The organism is Kocuria sp. WRN011 (assembly GCF_002295155.1).
GTDB classification, from domain to species: Bacteria; Actinomycetota; Actinomycetes; order Actinomycetales; family Micrococcaceae; genus Kocuria; species Kocuria carniphila.
Genome location: NZ_NSGI01000001.1, coordinates 360,105 through 379,943 on the forward strand (window position 1 = coordinate 360,105; position 19,839 = coordinate 379,943).

General features: G+C 65.0%; 19 protein-coding genes. 13 read left to right on the forward strand and 6 right to left on the reverse strand.

Annotated features, from left to right (window positions below):
• Positions 1–45: 45 nt before the first annotated feature.
• Positions 46–1,998, reverse strand: a complete 1,953-nt coding sequence (gene acs, locus CKW39_RS01690) for an acetate--CoA ligase (protein ID WP_095796441.1) — start codon at positions 1,996–1,998, stop codon at positions 46–48.
• A gap of 203 nt (positions 1,999–2,201) precedes the next feature.
• On the opposite strand from acs, the gene nth reads away from it, so the two are divergent.
• Together nth and CKW39_RS01700 are read left to right on the forward strand one after the other, a co-directional pair.
• Positions 2,202–3,065 carry an endonuclease III gene (nth, locus tag CKW39_RS01695; protein ID WP_095796442.1) on the forward strand — a complete coding sequence of 288 codons (864 nt, stop codon included), beginning with the start codon at positions 2,202–2,204 and terminating at the stop codon, positions 3,063–3,065.
• A 17-nt stretch (positions 3,066–3,082) separates the two neighbouring features.
• Entirely contained in the window at positions 3,083–3,850 is a 768-nt protein-coding gene (locus CKW39_RS01700; protein WP_095796443.1) for a CoA pyrophosphatase, read from the forward strand.
• 68 nt (positions 3,851–3,918) lie between these two features.
• Here CKW39_RS01700 and CKW39_RS01705 read toward each other — a convergent pair whose 3' ends face one another.
• From CKW39_RS01705 to CKW39_RS01715, 3 genes are all read right to left on the reverse strand, one after another.
• Complete coding sequence (locus CKW39_RS01705; RefSeq protein ID WP_095796444.1) at positions 3,919–5,685, reverse strand: bifunctional 3'-5' exonuclease/DNA polymerase; 1,767 nt, start codon at positions 5,683–5,685, stop codon at positions 3,919–3,921.
• Positions 5,686–5,781: 96 nt separating this feature from the next.
• Positions 5,782–6,336, reverse strand: a complete 555-nt coding sequence (locus tag CKW39_RS01710; protein ID WP_095796445.1) for a DUF1697 domain-containing protein — start codon at positions 6,334–6,336, stop codon at positions 5,782–5,784.
• A gap of 9 nt (positions 6,337–6,345) precedes the next feature.
• A complete protein-coding gene (locus tag CKW39_RS01715; protein WP_095796446.1) occupies positions 6,346–7,761 on the reverse strand; it encodes an aldehyde dehydrogenase family protein in 1,416 nt (471 codons plus the stop codon).
• Positions 7,762–7,845: 84 nt separating this feature from the next.
• Between CKW39_RS01715 and CKW39_RS01720 the strand changes: the two genes are divergently transcribed.
• Positions 7,846–8,520, forward strand: coding sequence for a peptidyl-tRNA hydrolase (locus CKW39_RS01720; RefSeq protein ID WP_016996314.1), 675 nt, complete (start codon positions 7,846–7,848; stop codon positions 8,518–8,520).
• A gap of 33 nt (positions 8,521–8,553) precedes the next feature.
• Here CKW39_RS01720 and CKW39_RS01725 read toward each other — a convergent pair whose 3' ends face one another.
• Positions 8,554–9,252, reverse strand: a complete 699-nt coding sequence (locus CKW39_RS01725; RefSeq protein ID WP_095796447.1) for a Type 1 glutamine amidotransferase-like domain-containing protein — start codon at positions 9,250–9,252, stop codon at positions 8,554–8,556.
• A gap of 278 nt (positions 9,253–9,530) precedes the next feature.
• Here CKW39_RS01725 and ssd point away from each other — a divergent pair, with 278 nt between their 5' ends.
• From ssd to CKW39_RS01760, 7 genes are all read left to right on the forward strand, one after another.
• Entirely contained in the window at positions 9,531–10,541 is a 1,011-nt protein-coding gene (gene ssd / locus CKW39_RS01730; RefSeq protein ID WP_254049225.1) for a septum site-determining protein Ssd, read from the forward strand.
• Positions 10,538–11,515: a CpaF family protein gene (locus CKW39_RS01735; protein WP_254049226.1), complete on the forward strand. Its 978-nt coding sequence runs from the start codon at positions 10,538–10,540 to the stop codon at positions 11,513–11,515. The genes ssd and CKW39_RS01735 overlap by 4 nt, the downstream gene beginning before the upstream one ends.
• A 231-nt stretch (positions 11,516–11,746) precedes the next feature.
• Positions 11,747–12,538 (forward strand): type II secretion system F family protein, encoded by a 792-nt coding sequence (locus CKW39_RS01740; protein ID WP_095796449.1) that lies wholly within the window; start codon positions 11,747–11,749, stop codon positions 12,536–12,538.
• Positions 12,535–13,128 (forward strand): type II secretion system F family protein, encoded by a 594-nt coding sequence (locus tag CKW39_RS01745; RefSeq protein ID WP_095796450.1) that lies wholly within the window; start codon positions 12,535–12,537, stop codon positions 13,126–13,128. Before CKW39_RS01740 ends, CKW39_RS01745 begins: the two co-directional genes overlap by 4 nt.
• Before the next feature lie 80 nt (positions 13,129–13,208).
• A complete protein-coding gene (locus tag CKW39_RS01750; RefSeq protein WP_254049227.1) occupies positions 13,209–13,457 on the forward strand; it encodes a DUF4244 domain-containing protein in 249 nt (82 codons plus the stop codon).
• 177 nt (positions 13,458–13,634) lie between these two features.
• Complete coding sequence (locus tag CKW39_RS01755) at positions 13,635–13,970, forward strand: TadE family type IV pilus minor pilin (protein WP_238663010.1); 336 nt, start codon at positions 13,635–13,637, stop codon at positions 13,968–13,970.
• Positions 13,957–14,424: an Rv3654c family TadE-like protein gene (locus CKW39_RS01760; protein WP_256382219.1), complete on the forward strand. Its 468-nt coding sequence runs from the start codon at positions 13,957–13,959 to the stop codon at positions 14,422–14,424. The genes CKW39_RS01755 and CKW39_RS01760 overlap by 14 nt, the downstream gene beginning before the upstream one ends.
• Positions 14,425–14,481: 57 nt before the next feature.
• Here the strand turns inward: CKW39_RS01760 and CKW39_RS01765 are convergent, their stop codons facing one another.
• Entirely contained in the window at positions 14,482–16,830 is a 2,349-nt protein-coding gene (locus CKW39_RS01765) for a DEAD/DEAH box helicase (RefSeq protein WP_095796454.1), read from the reverse strand.
• Positions 16,831–17,081: 251 nt separating this feature from the next.
• On the opposite strand from CKW39_RS01765, the gene CKW39_RS01770 reads away from it, so the two are divergent.
• Genes CKW39_RS01770 through CKW39_RS01780 form a run of 3 tightly spaced genes read left to right on the forward strand, consistent with a single transcriptional unit; the run spans position 17,082 to position 19,725 of the window.
• The gene (locus CKW39_RS01770) at positions 17,082–17,546 is read left to right on the forward strand and encodes a pyridoxamine 5'-phosphate oxidase family protein (protein WP_095796455.1); all 465 of its coding nucleotides are present in this window, start codon (positions 17,082–17,084) and stop codon (positions 17,544–17,546) included.
• 3 nt (positions 17,547–17,549) lie between these two features.
• Complete coding sequence (locus CKW39_RS01775) at positions 17,550–19,280, forward strand: methyltransferase (RefSeq protein WP_095796456.1); 1,731 nt, start codon at positions 17,550–17,552, stop codon at positions 19,278–19,280.
• 10 nt (positions 19,281–19,290) lie between these two features.
• Positions 19,291–19,725 carry a pyridoxamine 5'-phosphate oxidase family protein gene (locus CKW39_RS01780; RefSeq protein ID WP_095796457.1) on the forward strand — a complete coding sequence of 145 codons (435 nt, stop codon included), beginning with the start codon at positions 19,291–19,293 and terminating at the stop codon, positions 19,723–19,725.
• The last annotated feature ends 114 nt before the right edge of the window (positions 19,726–19,839 follow it).

A 19,839-nucleotide genomic window follows, 5' to 3' on the forward strand; every position in this document is an offset into this window, starting at 1 on the left:
ACGAAAGGTCACCGAGCGGCGTCGGCGGTGGGTGAAGGCGATCGGCTACTTGGTGCCGAGCGAATCCACGATCTGCTGCATGACCGTCTGGTCCGCGAGCGTGGACACGTCGCCCACGGGACGATCCTCGGCCACGTCCTTGAGGAGGCGGCGCATGATCTTGCCGGAGCGGGTCTTAGGCAGCTCGGGGACGATCAGGACTTTCTTGGGCTTGGCAATCGGGGAGATCTCCTTGCCCACGTGAGCGCGGATCTCTTCGGAGAGTTCAGCCTGGTCGCGGCCTTCGGAGGTCGCCTGGTCCGAGAGGATGACGAACGCGAACACTGCCTGACCGGTGGTCTCGTCCGCGGCACCCACCACTGCGGCCTCGGCCACGGACGGGTGGGACACCAGAGCGGACTCGATCTCCGGGGTGGAGAGACGGTGGCCGGACACGTTCATGACGTCGTCCACGCGACCCAGGATCCAAACGTCGCCGTCGGCGTCGCGCTTGGCGCCGTCACCGGCAAAGTACTTGTCGCCGAACTGGGCCCAGTAGGTGTTGACGAAGCGATCGTCGTCACCCCAGATGGTGCGCAGCATGGACGGCCACGGCTTGCGGACGACCAGGAAACCGTCGGTCTCGTTGGGCAGGGAATTGCCGGCGTCGTCCACGACGTCCACGGCGATACCCGGCAGCGGGATCTGTGCCGAACCCGGCTTGGCCTCGGTCACGCCCGGCAGCGGGGAGATCATGATGGCGCCGGTCTCGGTCTGCCACCAGGTGTCCACGATGGGGCACTTGCCGCCACCGATGTGCTTGTGGAACCAGGTCCACGCCTCCGGGTTGATGGCCTCGCCCACGGTCCCCAGCAGGCGCAGGGTGCTGAGGTCGAATTCGGCGGGGATGTCCTCGCCCCACTTCATCATGGTGCGGATGGCGGTGGGGGAGGTGTAGAGGATGCTCACGCCGTACTTCTGCACGATCTCCCAGAAGCGGCCGCGGTGCGGGGAATCCGGGGTGCCTTCGTAGATCACCTGGGTGGCGCCGTTGAGCAGCGGACCGTAGGCGATGTAGGTGTGGCCGGTGACCCACCCGACGTCCGCGGTGCACCAGTACACGTCCGTCTCGGGCTTGAGGTCGAAGACGTTCTTGTGAGTGAAGGCAGCCTGGGTCAGGTAACCGCCGGTGGTGTGCAGGATGCCCTTGGGCTTACCGGTGGTGCCGGAGGTGTAAAGGATGAACAAGGGATCTTCAGCACCCTGCTCGGAAGGGGTGTGCTCGGTGCTCGCGGCTTCGAGAGCTTCGTGCCACCACACGTCACGGCCGTCCTCGAAGGGAACGTCGCTGCCGTTGCGCTTGACCACGAGCACGTGCTTGACGGTCTTGCCGCCCTTGGAGAGGGCCTCGTCCACGGCGGGCTTGAGCTGGGTGGGCTTGCCGCGACGGTAGGAACCATCCGCGGTGACCACGAGCTTGGCCTCGCCGTCGTCGATGCGGGAACGCAGGGCGTCTGCGGAGAAGCCGCCGAAGACCACGGAGTGGATGGCACCGATACGGGCGCAGGCCAGCATGGTGATGACGGCTTCCGCGATCATGGGCATGTACACGGCCACCCGGTCACCCTTGGACACGCCCAACGTTTCCATGGCGTTGGCGGCCTTGGAGACCTCGTCCTTGAGCTCCGAGTAGGTGTAGGACTTGCTGTCCCCGGGCTCGCCCTCGAAGTGCAGGGCCACGCGATCACCGTTGCCGGCCTCCACGTGACGGTCCACGGCGTTGTAGGCGGCGTTGAGCTTGCCGTCCTCGAACCACTTGGCGAACGGCGGGTTGGACCAGTCCAGGACCGAGTTGAACGGGGTGGACCAGCTCAGCAGATCGCGGGCCTGGTTCGCCCAGAACTCCTCACCCTGATCCTCGGCCTGCTGGTACAGCTCTGCGGTGGCGTTCGCCTGCGCGGCAAATTCCTGGCTGGGCGCGTACGTGCGCTGTTCCGATGCGTTTGAGTCCTGAGACATGGCGCTCCTTCGTGTGTCGCTACATGGCCATTGGCCGCGCAAGTACTCCCTGCGTGGCGCAGTTCACATTTGATCCCAGCGTAGTGGACTTCTCGTTGCCATACCCAACCGAACCGCGGGCGTGAAAAATCAAGTCGTGCTGTGACATCCCGGGCCTCGAAACGCGTTTGACCCGGGGTGCCCGGCCCAGCATGATCGAGACTATGGACAACCCCGTAGCTGCCGAGCACATCCGCCACGTCACGCCGGATGAGGCAGCCAAGGCGGCAGCGCGGCGTCGTCGGGCCGGGGAGGAAAGCTCACTCTCCGTGACCCGCCGCGCGCGGAAGATCCAGCGGATTCTCGCCGAAACCTACCCGTACGCCGTGGCCGAATTGGATTTCGACGACGCCTGGCAACTTCTCGTGGCCACGGTGCTGTCCGCGCAGACCACCGACGTGCGCGTGAACTCGGTGACGCCCATCCTGTTCGCGACCTACCCCGGCCCGCAGGAACTAGCCGAGGCCGAACCGGAATCCGTACAGGAGATCGTGCGGCCGCTGGGCTTCTACCGATCCAAGGCACGATCAATCCAAGCGCTCGCCAATCGCGTGGTGGACGAATACAACGGCGAGGTGCCGGGGAAACTCAAGGATCTGATCACACTGCCGGGGGTGGGGCGCAAGACCGCGAACGTGGTGCTCGGCAACGCGTTCGGGGTCCCGGGCGTCACTGTGGACACGCACTTCGGGCGGCTTGCCCGTCGGCTCGGGTGGACCACCCAGGAGGACCCGGTCAAGGTGGAAAAGGACGTCACCGCCCTGTTTCCGCCCAAGGTTTGGACGGAGCTGTCCCACGAGCTGATCTACCATGGCCGCCGCATCTGCCATTCGCGGAAGCCCGCTTGCGGAGTGTGCCCGATCGCGGATTTGTGCCCCTCCTACGGAGAGGGCCCCACCGATCCGCAGGTGGCGCGCAAGCTACTCGCCTATGAATTGAAACCCGGCCGCGAAGAACTGCTGGACCGGTACATGAACGGTGCCACGCGGCGAGAGCTGCGGGCCGAGGGGCACACGCTCAGCGCGTGAGTCGTGAAAGGACACCCATGAAACCTACGTCGCCCGGAACCGTTCACGCCCGCGAACAATTGTTGAAGTTGGCCCAAGAGGGGCACACGGTCTACATGGAGGACCGCGAGCCGTGGCGGATTGGAGAGCTTGCCGAGGACTACCGGCAGTCTGCCGTGCTGATCCTGTTCGGTGCGCTGGACCAAGTGCCCTCGGAATACGAGGAGCACGGTGAGGGGCCGGGGCGCGACTTGGACGTGTTGCTCGTCCAACGCTCGGCGAACCTGCGCTCGCACCCCGGTCAGGTGGCGTTCCCAGGCGGTCGCCTGGATCCACCGGACGGTGAGTTGGGTGAACTGATGACCGTTCCCGGTGGCGAGGTGAGCGCTCCGCACGTGCGCGGTGCGCTGCGGGAGGCCCATGAGGAAACGGGACTGGACCCGGACGGCGTGGAGGTGCTCGGAACCTTGCACCCTGTTCCACTGCCCATCAGTAATCACATGGTTACACCCGTCATCGGGTGGTGGCAGAGCCAGTCCGAGGTGGATGTGGTCGACCATGCCGAGTCCTCGCTGGTGTTCCGGGTTCCGGTGCTGGATCTGATCAACCCCGCGCACCGTTACTACGCGACTGTGACCCGAGGGAATCAGACCTATAAATCTCCGGCCTTTGACGTGCGGGTCAACGAGACCGGCGAAACCGTCACCGTGTGGGGGTTCACCGGCATTGTGATCGATCGGATCTTGGAATGGCTTGATTGGTCGGTCGAATGGGACCACAACGACAAGCGTCCGGCTCCGCTGTAAACCCGTGACGATCTGCCCGGGAAGGCTCAGCAAGTAGCGGGCAGGAGCATGTTTGCTCTGGTCGCGGTCTACTTTGCGTCCGCGTAACTGGTGACCACGCTCGTGGCCACCGGAACTTCCACCGGTACACGGCCGAACACGGTGCGCACCGCCTGATCGGCGGCGTCCAGAACCACTTGCTTGACCTGTTCGGCTTGTTCTTGAGCGCAGTGAACCATGACCTCGTCATGCAGGAAGAAGACGAGGTGCGCGTCCAACCCTTGCCGGTGCAAGCCCTGGCGGATGTGTCCGAGCCAGGCCAACGCCCACTCGGCAGCTGATCCCTGCACCACGAAGTTCCGGGAGAACCGGCCATGGGTCCGCGCCGCTTGGGTCGCGCGGCGCTCACCGGCGGCGGTTTCCGTGGCACGTTGGATCTCGAACCACTCTGGTTCCGGAAGTGGCGACCAACGCCCGAGATAGGTGCAGACCTGTTCTCCGCGTTCACCCACGCGGGCAGCGTGTTCCACATAGCCCACGGCCCGCGGGAACATGCGGGTGAGGTGCGGCATGAAACGGCCGGCCGCTCCCTGGGTTGCTCCGTACATGGCACCGAGTAGTGCGACCTTGGCGTGGGGCCGTTCCTTCAACTCTGAGCCGCGCTCCTGTCCCTGTTGGGCGATGGATTCGTACAGATCTCGATCCCTGGAGGCCTGAGCCAGGGCATCATCGCGGGCCAGGATGGCCAGTACGCGGGGTTCCAGTTGGGCGGCGTCGGCAACGACCAGGGTGCGACCGGGATCCGCGCGCACCGCATCGCGAATGAACTTGGGGATCTGCAACGCTCCGCCGCCGCGTGCGGCCCAGCGGCCGGTGACCACGCCGCCGACCACGTATTCGGGGTGGAAGCGGCCGTTGGTGACCCACGTGTCGAGCCAGTGCCAGCCGGTTGCAGAGAAAATGCGCGACAGTTTCTTGTACTCGAGGACGGGGGCCACGATCTCTTGTCTGCGAGGATCCGGTTGCCCTGCCACCACGGTCCACTCCTTGATCACCCAGGCACGTGTGGAATCGATGTCCACACCGGCGGTGCGCAGCGCCTTGAGGAGCTCGGGAGGAGAATCGGGATTGAGCGTGGGGGCAGCCAGGACTCGGCGAATCTCCTCGGCCAGCTTCTGCATGCGGATGGGGCGTTCGCCCTCTTTCGGGCGGGGGCCCATGGCGTCGGTGAGAATCTGTTCGTGGATTCCTGGATTCCACGGGATTCCCTGGTGACGCATGGTGGCTGCCACCAGCGCACCCTGCGATTCGAGACCCAGCAGCATCTCCAACCGTTTGGGGTTGCGTGCCGTGCTCACGGCGCGGATCTGTTCGGCCAGTTCTGCGACCAAGTCATCCAGGCCGGGACCGCGGTCCGTGGCCATGGCGAACAGCGAGGTTTGTGAGTCCTCCACCGGACGAGGACGTGGACCGGGAACATGTCGGGGGTCTGCCGGTTCGATGACTGGGGTGTACTGCATAGGCCGCGACTCGCCGGAATCGGGGTCCGGTGCTCCGGACCCCGGAGCGTCAGACGCGGTGGCCAGGATCGTTGCGCACAGTCCCAAGTCCCGGCATTTGGTGGCCCACACATCTGCTTCGCACAGGAGCGCGGCGGGCACGGACGTATCCATCCAGGTCCAGACGGGCGGCTGCACGCCTGCTTCCAACGCGGCGGCTTCGCGTGTGGAGACTATGCCAGGGAATTCCTGGTCCGTGACCGTCAGTGGTTGCCCCGCCCGCTGACCGTTGGCCGTGACCACCTGCAGGGTCCAGCCTCCGGCCCCGGTTTCCGCGGGAGCCACCACTATGTGCATGCGCTCATTATCGCGTGGGGCACTGACATGCTCCGGGCGGGCTCAGCGCTCCGCAATGAGTTCGAGTTCGAAGCCGTCCGAAACGCACACACTTTTTCAGTCCGGCGCCGCCACGTCCAGCAGTTCCGCGACCTTTCGAACCGTGCGCATGTTCCGGGCGGTGATGGTCATGTCCGGCAGTTGTTTACCGAGAGCGACCGGCAGTTTGGAAGCATGGATTCCCTTGTCACTGCCGTACCAAATATAGATTTCCGATCCGTCAACCACGATGCGTTCGTCGTCGTGGATCGGTAGCGCGGCCAGATCCAGCTCGGGGACGGGACGGTCGCAGAAGTGCACTTGATACAGCTTGTCGTCGGTGGCGATGTCGCGCAGCGGATCTGCGGCCAGCACCGCCGACAGTTCTTCGAACGTCCAGTGAACGACCGGGCTCAGGACACCGAATTCCGATTCGATGGCCGCTGACAACGTTTTGGCGAACTCCGCGGGGTCGCCTTGACGAACACAGATTAGGTTGCCGCTCTGCAGGTAAGTCTTCACCTCTTGAGCGCCGAGCTGTTCCGTGAGGAGGGCACGCAGCTCTGCCATGGGAACCCTGTTGTTGGCTCCCACATTGATGCCACGCAAGAAGAAAGCCGTTGGTCGGTTCATGGTCAGATCCTACGACCCAGGTGCCCTCCGCTTCTTGTCTCCGACCGGTGAGGTGGCCCGGTCCAACACGGATTTCACCGCGCCGTGGATGGGCGGATAGATCACACCCAGCGTCTCCGGTTTCAAGGGTTTGGAGAGCACCGCCCGCTGATGAGTGAACGTGTCGCGTGACCATTTACCGTGGTAGGTCCCCTGGCCACTGGCACCCTTACCGCCGAAGGGCAGATAAGGACTACCCACATGAGCGACCGGGATCCCGATGCTGACTCCACCGGAGGGCACCTCGTCCATGATGTAGTCGCGAACGGACTTGTCCGTGGCGAAGATGTACAGGGCCAAGGGAGCGTCCCGTGTGAGCATTCGCTGCACGGCTTCCTGAGGACCGCGCACCGGCAGGATGGGCAGGACCGGGCCGAAGATTTCCTCGCTCATCACGGGATCGGATTCGGCCACGGGGTACAGGACGGTGGGCGCGATATAGCGATCCTCCCGATCCACGTCACCGCCGCACACGATCTGCTCCGAACCCTTGGCCGGGAGCATGGCACTCACGCGATCCACCGCGCCGGTGTGGATCATGCGCCCATAGTCTTCCGATTCCTGCGGCCGAGCTCCGAAACTCTCGCGCAAGGCTCGCGCGAGTTCCTCCGCCAATGACGCCGCAATGTCCTGGTAAGCATAGATGTGATCCGGTGCCACACACGTCTGGCCGGCATTGACGAACTTGCCCCACACGATCCGGCGTGCGGCCGCATGAAGGTCGACATCGTTGTGCACGTATGTGGGGGACTTCCCACCCAGCTCCAGGGTCACGGGAACGAGATGGCGAGCTGCGCGTTCGGCCACCGCGGTGCCCGTGGCGGTGGAACCCGTGAAGAACACGTGATCGGGGCGGGCATCGATGAGGGCAGTGGCGGCGTCGGCCTGGCCGGTGACTACGGCGACGGCTTCTTGGTCGAAGTAGCGCGGGACCAGCTCGGCAAAGAGCTGTTCGACGGCCGAACTGATCTCACTGGGCTTGATGACCACGCAGTTACCCCCGGCCAGCGCGCCCATGAGCGGAGAAAACTGCAATTGCAGCGGGTAGTTCCACGGCGAGATGATCACCACGACACCCAGCGGGTCGTACCGCACCCACGAACGGGCGGGAAAAAACTGCAACGGCGTGCGAACCGGCTGGTCCTTGTGCCATTTCTTGAGATTGCGACGTGTGTGTTTGAGCTCGGTGATCACCGGATAGATCTCGGTCATTGTGGCCTCGAACGGAGATTTCCCCAGGTCTTCGCCCAGCGCCCTTTGCCACTGCTCCTTGTGATTGAGCAGCATCGCTTCGAGCGCGTTGAGCTGTCCCCTGCGCCATTCCACAGAGCGGGTCCGCCCGGTACGGAAGGTGCTTCGGAGCCTGGCCACAACGTCAGCGTTCATGGATTCAGGTTACGGGTGGCTCCTGACATGCACAGCAGAACACCGGTTGTGGGGAGCGCGGATGCCGCGTGACACAGTAGAAAGATGTCCGACCAGATTCCCGATGATCACGACATCCCCTGGGCCATGCAATTGGTGGTCTACAGGGATCGGCAGTCTCCTGCGCGGCAGGTGGACGTGGCCGAGACCGCCGCGCGCGCCGTCGTCGCCCTGCTTGCGGACCCGCGATCCGCACCTGACGGCCCCTGGTACCCGGCCGTGAAGCACTGGCGCGACGCGCGTATCCGCAAACTGGTGCGCCGCGCGGACGGCAAACGCTGGACCGACGTTCAGGAACTCGACGGCGTGACGGTCACCCAGGCAGGTAGCGGGGAATTCGGCGACGCCGCCGTGCGCGCCTTTGTGCCCGGCCCGGTCAAACCGCTGCCCAAGGAACTGAACAAACTTCAGGTTTCGGGCACAACTTTTCCCGACGACGGCGCTTCAAACGTTACTGACGCGAAGGTCACCGTTGAGGTGCGGCCGGGGCTCGAGATGACCAGTGGCAAGCTTGCGGCCCAGTGCGCCCACGCCGCGCAATTGGCATGGGAGGCCATGTCCGAAGCCGAGCGGGAACAGTGGCGGGCGGACGACTTCAGGGTGCGGGTCGATGAACCGCGTGAGGCGGAGTGGGCAGCTGCCACTCGGCCGGTTGCCGTGGTGGACGCCGGGCTCACCGAACTCGACGGGCCCACCGAGACGACTCGTGCGTGGTGGTAGTGGGACATCAACCGGAACGTTTTCGTGAGCGGGCTACTGTGGCTCGGCGGATTGAAGCCTGACTCCTACGTGATCCCCGGCAGGAGTAATCCACCAGGCCAGCCCAGATCCCAGGACACGAGGATACCGCGCGTCATCCAGGTGGAGGGCAGTGTCTTCGTCCACGGCGACGGCGGATGACACGCCACCGGACGCCACCACCGCAATCGCCCGAGTCAGCGTGCCCGCCTGCGAGGCGTGAACGTCAACGGTCCACGGCACGATACCGATCCCCGCTTGCACGGTGAGGGCCTCCAGATCTTCTGAACATTCGGATGCGCACACCTCAATGCCGTCCATCGTGTATCCGCCGAGAATTGCGTACTCCGCGGCAATCATCGCCCCCGCAGAGAAACCGAGGTAGGGCGCACCCTTGCCGACCAGGTCACGCAGCTGTGGCATCGAAGCCGCGAGCGCAGAGTGATAATCGGGGGTTCGTCCACCGCCCACGATGATCGCGTTGAATCGTTGCAGGTCGCCGACGTCGCCGCTGAGCGGGAGGAGATCGATCCGGTCACGCACGGCGTGAAGGAGTTCGAGGTACGGGCCAGCGCTGTGCTCAGTGGTGACGGCATCACCGGTCAGGAACAAGCCGATGCGGCCGGAGCCGAGGGCGAGGCACTTCTCGAGAAAGGGAGCCACACAGCCTGGACTCGTGGAATCGGGACCCCCACCGACGAGTGTGATGTTCATGGTGCAAGTCTGACTCGTTGACGTCCGCCTGGCGAGGGTGCACTCGCGGTGACGTAACTGCACAGGCCTGATGACTGCCGTGGAGGGTTGGTCCTGACTCCACAATCGGGACCCAAGGTGGTCCTCAAAGCGGGTGATTCGACGACCGTAAGGGCATGACCCCTCCAGCGCACAGGTCCCCGAACACGGCGGTGATTCCGCGGACGCGCAGAGCCCAGCGCACCGACCCTGACCGTGCGACCGTCGATCGACGTAGCCGCGACTTACTGGCAGCAGCCTTGACCAGAACGGTCCATCTTCTGAGCACTGATCCGCAGCTCATCGAATCCGTAGAAGCCGTGTGCGTGAGCTGTCGCGTGGAACTGACGGTCACCGACAGCCTCGCCGACACGAAGGGCGCGGACACCTTGCTGGTCGATGCGGCGTCGGAGGTCGAACGCGTTCCCAACGGAGCGATCATCGTCGCCTTGGCTTCCCACCAGTCAGCGTGGGAACTCGCGGCCCGCAGCGCGGCGAGCGCCGTCGTCGTGCTCCCCGACGCCGCCGAATGGCTGGCCGAGATGCTCGCGCGCTCCGAACACGAAACAGGCGCGATCGAGCTCGGACGTGTCCTCGGCGTGGTGGGTGCAACGGGTGGTGTGGGCGCTTCGACGCTTGCGTGCTGGCTCGCCCAAGAATTCTCGGAGACCGGTGTGCCCACCGCGGCGGTCGATGCCGACCCCGGTGCAGCGGGCCTGGACTTGGTGCTCGGAACGGAATCCGAGGACGGCCTGCGCTGGCCCGAGTTGCACCAGTTCTCGGGTGCTGTGGCGGCGGATCAGTTGTGGGCGGCCATGCCGAGCGCGGGATCTCTGCGTTACCTCTCCTGGGACCGCCAGGGCACGCACGCCTCCAGTGTTCCGGTGGGCACCGTGATCCACGCGCTGAGAAGCGCGGCGACCTATCTGGTCGTTGACCTGAATGCGGACCGCCTCGAGGAGCAGGCTCAGTGGTGCTCAACGGTGCTAGTGCTCACTCCGCGCACCGTCAGGGGAGTTCTGGCGGCGACACTGGCAGTCCAGCGCTGCGGCGAGATCCCAGTGATGACCGTCCTGACCGGGCTCAACGTGGCGGACGTGGATGCAGCCATCGTGGAATCGGCAACCGGAGTCGGTTGTGCCGGCTCCCTCACATTCGACCCACGCCTCCCTCAAGAGCTCGACAACGGTGCCGTGTTGCAGCGGGGCAAACGCGCGAAACATGCGAAAGCCGTCCGTGCCATAGCCCAGCAGGTGGAGGCGCGGTCATGAGCGGCACGGAACTCGACACTCAGTTCACGGAAGACGTCCGCAATCGTTTACTGCAGGAAGGTGGTGCCCTCACTGACGCCCGGATTGCCCGCGCCATCCAGGACACCGGCCGCGTGCTCGGAGCGGTGGGATCTATCCGGGCGGTACAGCACATCAAAGCCGAGCTCACGGGACTCGGTCCGCTCGAACCGCTCCTGCCCACCGAAGGGCTCAGCGACGTGTATGTCAACGGGCACGAGAACGTGTTCGTGGAGACCCTCGGCGGCGTGACCCGGGTGCCATCTCCTTTCGCGAATGAGGCAGATGTTCGCGCGCTCGCGGTGCGTCTCATCACGGCGGCCGGTCGTCGGCTCGACGACGCCAACCCATGCGTTGACGTGCAGACCGCCACTGGACTACGTGTCCACGCCGTGATCCCACCGGTGTCCACGAGCGGCACGTTGCTGTCCATCAGGTTTCAGGCTCCTCAGCGGTTGTCCCTGACCGACTTGGTGTCCTCGGGATCCATCCACCCGTTCATGGCGGACGTGCTGTGTACGGCCATCTCCGCAGGGGCCAACTTGATGATCAGCGGGGCCACGGGGTCCGGGAAAACCACCGTCCTATCCGCGCTGTTGTCGCAGTGCGATCCGGCCGAGCGTCTGGTACTCATCGAGGACGCAGCCGAACTGAACCCGGAGCATCCTCACGTGGTGGGGATGCAGGCCCGGCACGACAATGTGGAGGGCAGCGGCGCCGTGGACCTGGCAGCGCTGGTGCGCCAAGCCCTGCGGATGCGCCCGGATCGTCTGGTGGTCGGGGAGTGCCGCGGGGCCGAAGTCCGTGAGCTCCTCACGGCGTTGAACACCGGACACGCCGGCGCCGGAACCGTGCACGAACTCTGCGCAAGCTGTTCCCGCCCGCTTGGCGGCGCTGGGCTCGCTCGCCGGGATGAGCCGCGAGTCCGTCGAGTTGCAGGCTGCCAGCGCCCTTGACTTGATCGCCCACGTGAGCAGGGGAGTGGACGGCAGACGCTTGGAGACCCTGTGCACGCTCGAGCTGTCAGGCGGTCAACTCATCACCCTGGCGGCGTTGAGCTGCGATGGTGGAGAACCGGTCAAGGGCCCGGGATGGCCACGTGTGGCGGAACTGTTGTCACGCCCCGCAGCTCGCGCGAGCGCATCTGACTCTGCATTTGTCGGCGCAGCACACCCGCAGGGTGCGTCATGATCCTCGCCCTGTCCGTGGGAAGTCTCATCGCCGCGGCGGGCCTGATGTGGGCCGGGGGAGCGGGTAGCCGCGCCCTCGTCGTCCACAGCGTCGGGGTCGCACGGAGCCATGACCCAGAACGCCAACGGACTTCGCTGGCCACGGTGTCCTTCGCATCCCGCCACTGGCGACGGGACCGCGCGGCGGAATCGGCCCAATGGGTCACTCTGATCCGACGGCTGGCGGCTCTGCTCAACGCCGGTCGCAGTCCGTCCCTCGTATTCGGCCAGGCCTCCCTGGCCACGAGCCAGAGCCCCGCCAACCCCACAGCCGCCTGGATCGAACGTTTGTGCCGCGACGTACATGCGGCGTCGGAGCTGGGTGTCCCAGCCTCCGTAACCCTGGGCCGGATCGCGCAATCCACTCCGGACGTGTCTGACCACGAACTCGCTCGCTGGGCCCGCTCCGTCAGCGTGCAGCTAGCCGCGTGTTGGGAGATCTCGGAACGCTCCGGAGCATCTCTGTCGAAGGCCCTGAACGGCTTGGCTGATTCTGTCGAATCACAGATCGATGCCCAGGCCGCTCGCGACAGCGCGCTCGCCGGTCCCCGAGCCACGGTGCGTGTCCTTGCGTGGCTGCCGGTCCTCGCACTCGGTCTCGGAATGCTCATGGGGACCGACCCGATCACCACCCTGATCACCACACCGTGGGGCCGAATCGCACTTATTGCGGGAGCTGTCCTCACGGTGGCCGGTCGGTTGTGGACCCGCCAGCTCATGCGGCACGCCGAGGGGGTGGACGGACCATGACCATTGCCCTGGCCACTGGACTCTTAGTAGCCGTAGCGTTTTTCGTCTGGTCATCGCCGCGCGCGGTCGCGTTGTCCTCAACGGGTCCCGCTGGCTCGATCTCAGCGCCGACCGACGACGCCGCTCTGTTGGCTTCGCACGGCAGCTCGCCCGGGTTACCCGCAGCCACACTCGTCGAGCTGACAGCAACTCAGCTTGACGCTGGACTACCTCTCGCGGAGGCAGTCTCCGTGCTGGCCCACAGCACTGCCGGGACCGGTCATCCCGAGCTTCAAAGGGTTGCCGCAGCACTTCGACTGGGTCTGGACTGGGACACCGCGTGGTCATCGGCCAACGAGTCACCCAGAGCGTTACTGGACTACCGCGATGCGCTCGAATTCACGGCGACGTCCGGGGCGGCGTCGGCGACGGTCTTGCGGGGGCAAGCCGAGCAAGTAAGGCGAGCCCAGTTCCGTCGAGCGGAACGTGCCGCAGAAGCGCTATCAGTTCGACTGGTGCTGCCGCTCGGACTGTGTTGTCTACCCGCCTTCATGTGCTGGGGCGTGCTGCCCGTGCTCATGAGTTTGCTGCCCAAGGTGTTCGCCTCATGATCCGCGGCCGAGCGCCGCCCGCGGGCCGCGACATCAACCCCAGATCCCCGCTCGAATCACCCACCACACAGGAGAACACCATGTCCCACACCACCGTCACCATCGTCCCCGCAGCTCCGCAGGTCATCCAGCCCGATGCCGTGCTGGAAGCCCACAGCACCGAACTCGTTCTTGGCTCGGATCACCCGGATCTCGGCGCATCCACCGCGGAATACGCAGTGATCGTCCTGGCAGCCGCCGCGTTCGGCGGCGTCATGGCCGCAGTGCTGTCCTCTGACTCCGTATCGGGTCTGCTGCTGGGCATCATCCAGAAGGCTCTGTCGGTGTAATCCGATGGGAGCAACACCGTTGGGTGCGCCTCGATGGTGAGGCGTGCCCAACGGACCCACCTGAGTTCTCGGAAAGGCACCGACGTGAGAACAGAGCAACCTTGGACCTCTTTTTCCACCGCTGGCTCACGGTCAGGCAGAGAGTCCAAAGACCCCTGCGATAGGGGTGCCGTCACCGTGGAAACCGCGGTCATCATGCCCGCTCTGGTGTTATTGCTTGCGGTCATGCTGGCCGCGGCGGCAGCCGGGATGACACTGGTCCGTTTCGAAGAAGCGGCTCGAGCGTCTGCCAGGGCCGCTGCTCGAGGGGAAACCGTGGCCGTCGCCCAAGAGCGAGCACGAGAGATCGCAGGGGATGATTCCACGGTGACCGTTGCCGCCGGCTCCGACCGGGTCAACGTGACGGTCAGCGGACCGGCACCGGGGATCCTGGGCCAGTGGAGTAGCTGGACACTTCAAGCTGATGCCATGGCCGTGACCGAAGGAGCGAGGAACGCAGATGTGGGCCCGTAGTGTTCCGGAAGCGGACAGGTGTCGTTCGGTCTGGTCGAGTCCGCATCGGGATCGCCAGACGGCCGCACGTGGGAGTTCCAAGAGTCGGAACCACCCCGATGAAGGGTCAGGAACTGTCCACGGCATGACCATCGCCGTGCTCATGTGTGCGCTGCTGATCGTGATCCTGTTGCTCGGGCAGGCGGGCATCTCGATGCACCGGGCCGCCAAAGCCGCAGACCTCGCCGCGCTCGCTGCAGCCGACACGGCCCGGGGCTTAGCGAGCGGCGTGCCTTGCGACGTGGCCCGGGCCGTAGCCCAGGAGAACGGCGCGGTCATGGATCACTGCGACCTGGTGAGTCCCGAACAAACCACCGTGGATGTCCGCACGAGCATCGCGCTGTTCGGCCCATTGGAACCGCTGGGCCCGGCCATTGGAATATCACGGGCCGGACCGCCGCCGGGAGAGCCGTGATGCAGTTCGATATCGGTGAGGTGAGTTATCCGTACGCCCTCGGAGACTGCTTAGCGCTCATTCCGCTGATGTGGCAGCCGGAGCGAACCGCAGCAACCCGTTCAGCAGCTTGAGCGCGTCGGCTTTATCCAGCGGATTGTTGCGGTTTCCGCACTTGGGAGATTGCACGCAGGACGGGCAGCCGGTCTCGCATTCGCACGCGGCAATGGCATCACGGGTGGCGGTGATCCAGCGGTGAAACATGTCGTAACCGCGCTCGGCGAAACCAGCACCGCCGGGGTGGCCGTCGTGCACGAAAATGGTGGGGAGCTCGGTGTCAGCATGCAAGGCGGTCGACAGCCCACCCACATCCCAGCGGTCACACGATGCCAACAACGGGAGCAGCCCGATCATGGCGTGCTCGGCCGCGTGCAGGGAGCCGGGGATGTCCGGTTCCTCGATTCCCATGGCGGCCAATTGAGGCTGGTCCACGGTGAACCACGTGGCTGTAGTGGTCAATTGGCGCGGGGGTAACTCCAACGGTTCTTCGCCTACCACTTCGTTGGAGGCGGTGAGTTTGCGCTGGAAACTGATCACCTGGGTTGTCACGTCCACGCTGCCGCGGTGAATGGTGATGGGACCCCAGCGTTGGGTGTCAGCCACGGAACGCACTCGAACTTCCGTCACATCGCGGGCCACAGTATAGAAATCCGGGAACGCGTGCCGCACGGAGGCCACGCTGAGTTCCTCGTCCAAATCCTCGACCAGGTACGTACGGCCCTGATGCACGTACACGGCTCCGGGATGTGCTTGGTAGTGGGACTGCGGAGCACCCATGGTTCCCAGCACCGCGCCGGTCTCGGATTCGATGATCTGCACGGGCCCGCCGTCCCCGGAACGGATGGACACCATGTCCGCGGGCCGTTCGGAACGCGTCCAGAACCAGCCGCTCGGGCGCCGTCGTAAGTGGCCGGCGGCCTCAAGGGATTGCACCACATCGTGGGCGGTGGGCCCGAACAACTCGAGTTCAGTGGTCCGGATGGGGAGCTCGGCCGCCGCGGCGCACAGGTGCGGTGCGAGCACGTACGGATTGGACGCCTCGAACACCGTGGCCTCCACGGGCACGTCAAAAATCGCCTCGGGGTGGTTCACCAGGTAGGTATCGAGCGGATCGTCTCCGGCGATCAACGTGGCCAGTGCATGTTGACCAGCACGCCCCGCGCGGCCGATCTGCTGAGTGAACGAGGCTCGGGTGCCGGGCCACCCGGCGACCAGGACGGCGTCGAGCCCGGCGATGTCGATTCCCAGCTCGAGCGCAGAAGTGCTTGCAACCCCCAATAGGCGACCGTCGCGCAGGGCCTGTTCCAGTTCCCGACGTTCCTCCGGGAGGAAACCCGCCCGATACGCCGCGACTCGGTGCGCCAGCGACGGGTCAACCTCTTCGAGTTGCCGGTGCGCGATCTGAGAAATCGTCTCGGCACCCCGGCGCGACCGAATGAACGCAATCGTGCGGATCTGCTGCAGCACCAAATCAGTGAGCATGTCCGCTGACTCGGCGGTCACCGTGCGTCGTGAGGGCGCGTTGTTATCGGACCCTCCCGGCGACTGCTCCGGCTCCCACAACACCACGGTGCGCGAACCATGCGGCGAGGTATCGCGCTCCACGGCCGTCACCTCGTCAGGTGAGGCACCGATTAATCGCGCAAACGATTCCTGCGGTGATGCACTGGTCGCGGAGGCCCCCACAAAGACCGGGTCCGCCCCGTAATGAGCGGCAATCCGCTTGAGGCGCTTCATGAGCACGGCCACGTGCGAACCAAATACGCCCCGATAGGAATGAGCCTCATCGATGATCACAAAGCGCAGCCGCCGGAAGAATCGCGACCAGCCCGTGTGATTGGGCAGGATGCCGTGGTGGAGCATGTCCGGGTTGCACAGGATCACGTCCGCGTGGTCGCGAATCCAGCGGCGCTCGCCGGTGTCGGTGTCACCGTCGTAGGTGGCCGCGCGCACGTCGTCGAAACCCAGCGACCGAAGGGACATCAATTGATCCGCCGCAAGTGCCTTGGTGGGCGACAAGTACAGCGCCGTGGCTTCCTCGGGGTGGTGTAACAGTCCAGGTCGGGAGGCGATGGCAAGTTTCCCACGATGAACGGCGTTGAGCACCAGCGACTGATACACCAGTGACTTGCCGGAGGCCGTTCCGGTGGCCACGATCGCGTGCCGAGGCGCCGTCATCGCCGCGACTTGATGAGCGAACGGTTCATGAATCCCCAGCCGCTCGTACGCCCGGCGGACGGCCGGGTGGATCCACTCGGGCCACGGTGCATATTCGGCCTCGCGCGCGGGTAGTTCGCGGACATGACGAACCTGCTCGGGCTGCGGTCCGCGGCCGAGCAAATTGACCATGTCCTGGGAAGAACTCACCGTCCTATTCTTCCGTACGCAGCAACACGCATAAGCCGCCCGAAATAGTCGTCTCGCTTCCCCCGGCCATCGACGGCGTCACACGGAAACGTCCCCGACTTATAACGATCCCGTCTTGCAACGACGCCGCCGCGACCAGCCCCCGTGCCGCTCGCCCTCCACAACGGGCGCGGTTTCGTCATACGGCAGTGATCTGCGCCAATTTAGCGGTGGTCTCCCCGCTGACACGGCGCGCATGGAATTATGGGGATATGAGCACTCCGGAGCAGGGACACCCCATGAACATTGCCAAGTCACACGATCAGCAGGACGAGGCCAAGCAGCCGCCCATTCAGGAGCTTTCCGAACAGGAGAGCTGGGACCTGCTCAAGCAGGCACGTTTCGCCCGGCTGGCTACTCGCGACGGCGATGAAATCGACATCACCCCGTTGAACATCGTGACCGACGGTGAGCGCTTGTACTTCCGCTCGGCCAAGGGCACCAAGGTGCTGCAATTGCAGCTGAACCCGCACGTGACCGTGGAAATCGATCGCGCGACCGGCTCCGAGGCCCACTCAGTGGTCGTGCGCGGGACCGCACGCATGTTGACCGAGACCGAAGACATTGAGCGTGTGGAGTCGCTGGGTCTGCGCCCGTGGCTCGAGACCGAAAAGCTAGAGTTCGTGGAGATCACCCCCACCCGCGTCACCGGTCGCAAGTTCCGCCTGGGTCACTGAGCATTGACTGATTTGCCCGCTGCCGCGCCATTTAGCGCGGTGGCCGATGCGCCGCGCTCGCAGGACCCTCAGCTCATTCAGGATCTCCACCGAGACCTGGCAGACAGCAATTTCACCGTGGACGGTGTCACGGACATGCTCGGAGAGCGCGCCATGGACGCGTGGCTGCGGGAGCAACCGGTTCCTGCGCGCGTCGCCCTCGACCGCGCGAGCGAGACACAGCCGCGCCTGGCCGCGGTGATCGCGCTGTTCCTCCTGGGGGACGTCGTTCCCGCTGCGGACGTCGACGCCGCTCTGCCCACCGTGGGTGCCCCGGGGCTTGGGCGCCTTGGCCTCCTGGAATACGAGGGCGGCGGGACCAGGAGCAGCGAGCCGGACAACCTCAGCACCGCCAACGACGACACAGCCAGCAACGGCACCCCCAACGATGGGGCTGCGGACACCGACCTGGTGCGTGCGTCCGTGGATCTGCGCCCCTATTCCACCGATGTTGCGGGCGAGCTCTACGTGGTCAGCGACCTGGGAGCCTTCCAACGCCCCGGTGTGTTGCGCCGTGATCATGTGCTGGGCATTGGCGGAGCCTCACTGACGTTGGTCCGTTCCACCGAACGGCGCGACGTAGACACCGCGCTGGACGTGGGTACCGGCTGCGGCATTCAGACCTTCCACCTGCTCTCCCACGCTCGTCACGTCACGGCCACAGACCTTTCCGATCGGGCCCTGGCCACCACACGGTTCAACCTGGTGCTCAACGCCCGCGCGCTGGATCTGGACCCGTTCGACCTCGAAGCTCGTGCCACCCTGGTACAAGGCAGTCTGCTGGAACCGGTAGCGGGCCAGGAATTCGACCTGGTCGTCTCCAACCCGCCGTTTGTGATTACTCCGCGCCGCAGCAACGAAGCCGACGAGGAGCGTTTCACCTACCGCGACGGTGGCAAGGCTGGCGACCGGCTGGTCTCCGAACTGATCACCGCGCTGCCCGCCGTGATGGCTCAGGGTGCCACCGCTCATCTGCTGGCCAATTGGGAAATCCCCGACACGCCGGACACCGACCCGGAGAAGATTTGGTCCGAACGCGTCGAGGAATGGATCGCCCCGGGCGTCGGCGCATGGGTCATTCAACGCGAGATTCAGGACGTGTGCGAGTACGCGGAAACCTGGTTGCGGGACGCTTCACAGCAACGAGATATCGAAGCCTACGACGCCGCTTATCGCGACTACCTCGCGGACTTCACCTCGCGTCACGTGGGTGCGGTCGGTTTCGGCATGGTCCGCCTCGCGCGTCCGGAGCAACCCGGCGCCGAGACCGAGATCCTCCGGATTTTCGAGCACATCGACCACCCCATTCAGCAACCCATCGCGGCCACCCTGGCGGCGGAGTGGTCACGCGCGGAGGCAATGTTTCGCGGAGAGGCCGCGAGCGGCGTCGTCGCCGATGACGCCTGGCAGAACAAGCATTACTACGTCGCTCAAGACGTCACCGAGGAACGGCACGGCCGTCCCGGGGCCGAGGACCCGGCCCTGATCCTGTTGCGGCAGGGCGGTGGATTGCGCCGCACCGTGGTGCTCAGCAGCGAGGCCGCCGGTTTCGTGGGCGTGTGCGACGGCGAGCTGACGGCCCGCCAGATCCTGACCGCCCTGGGCACGCTGTTGGGGTGGGACGGCGGCCCATCGGAGCAATTGTTACGTGAAATCAGGGCACTCATCACCCACGGCGTGTTGGTGGAAGTGTAAGACTGAAGTTATGAGCACCGGCGAAACCTTTAATCCGATACTGCCCCTCGACACCACTGCCGTGTGGGAGCTTCTGGGGGAGCTTCCGTTCGGCCGCTTGGCCGTGCAGGCCGCAGGCATGGTGGACATTTTCCCAGTCAATTATGTGGCGAAGGACCGTAAGCTGTATTTCCGTACTGCACAGGGCACCAAGCTCGCGAGCCTGGTGGTCAACAATCACGTGGCTTTCGAAGTGGACCGTGTGGTCGGGGATCACGTGCAGTCCGTGGTGGTGCACGGCCGCGCACGTCGCCTGGAAACCCAGGCCGAACGCGACGCCGCCGAGCAGTTGCCACTGAAGCCCTGGGCGCCCACGTACAAGTACCACTTCGTGGTGATCGATGTTGACTCGGCCACGGGCCGTGAGTTCACCATGACCACGGAACCGGATCACGATCCGGCCTGAGCACCTGAACGAGTGGTAAAACCTCTCTTGTGAGACGGTGTGTAACCACGGGGGATTTCGTGCAGCCCCCATTGGAAGGACCAGACCCGCTCGAATCCACGGGTCATGACGAGG

What these genes read in the sequence shown, in the direction of transcription:
- acs (WP_095796441.1), bottom strand. Translation starts at nt 1,998, where the DNA reads ATGTCTCAGGACTCAAACGCATCGGAACAGCGCACGTACGCGCCCAGC.
- nth (WP_095796442.1), top strand. Translation starts at nt 2,202, where the DNA reads ATGGACAACCCCGTAGCTGCCGAGCACATCCGCCACGTCACGCCGGAT.
- CKW39_RS01700 (WP_095796443.1), top strand. Translation starts at nt 3,083, where the DNA reads ATGAAACCTACGTCGCCCGGAACCGTTCACGCCCGCGAACAATTGTTG.
- CKW39_RS01705 (WP_095796444.1), bottom strand. Translation starts at nt 5,685, where the DNA reads ATGCACATAGTGGTGGCTCCCGCGGAAACCGGGGCCGGAGGCTGGACC.
- CKW39_RS01710 (WP_095796445.1), bottom strand. Translation starts at nt 6,336, where the DNA reads ATGAACCGACCAACGGCTTTCTTCTTGCGTGGCATCAATGTGGGAGCC.
- CKW39_RS01715 (WP_095796446.1), bottom strand. Translation starts at nt 7,761, where the DNA reads ATGAACGCTGACGTTGTGGCCAGGCTCCGAAGCACCTTCCGTACCGGG.
- CKW39_RS01720 (WP_016996314.1), top strand. Translation starts at nt 7,846, where the DNA reads ATGTCCGACCAGATTCCCGATGATCACGACATCCCCTGGGCCATGCAA.
- CKW39_RS01725 (WP_095796447.1), bottom strand. Translation starts at nt 9,252, where the DNA reads ATGAACATCACACTCGTCGGTGGGGGTCCCGATTCCACGAGTCCAGGC.
- CKW39_RS01735 (WP_254049226.1), top strand. Translation starts at nt 10,538, where the DNA reads ATGAGCGGCACGGAACTCGACACTCAGTTCACGGAAGACGTCCGCAAT.
- CKW39_RS01740 (WP_095796449.1), top strand. Translation starts at nt 11,747, where the DNA reads ATGATCCTCGCCCTGTCCGTGGGAAGTCTCATCGCCGCGGCGGGCCTG.
- CKW39_RS01745 (WP_095796450.1), top strand. Translation starts at nt 12,535, where the DNA reads ATGACCATTGCCCTGGCCACTGGACTCTTAGTAGCCGTAGCGTTTTTC.
- CKW39_RS01750 (WP_254049227.1), top strand. Translation starts at nt 13,209, where the DNA reads ATGTCCCACACCACCGTCACCATCGTCCCCGCAGCTCCGCAGGTCATC.
- CKW39_RS01760 (WP_256382219.1), top strand. Translation starts at nt 13,957, where the DNA reads ATGTGGGCCCGTAGTGTTCCGGAAGCGGACAGGTGTCGTTCGGTCTGG.
- CKW39_RS01770 (WP_095796455.1), top strand. Translation starts at nt 17,082, where the DNA reads ATGAGCACTCCGGAGCAGGGACACCCCATGAACATTGCCAAGTCACAC.
- CKW39_RS01780 (WP_095796457.1), top strand. Translation starts at nt 19,291, where the DNA reads ATGAGCACCGGCGAAACCTTTAATCCGATACTGCCCCTCGACACCACT.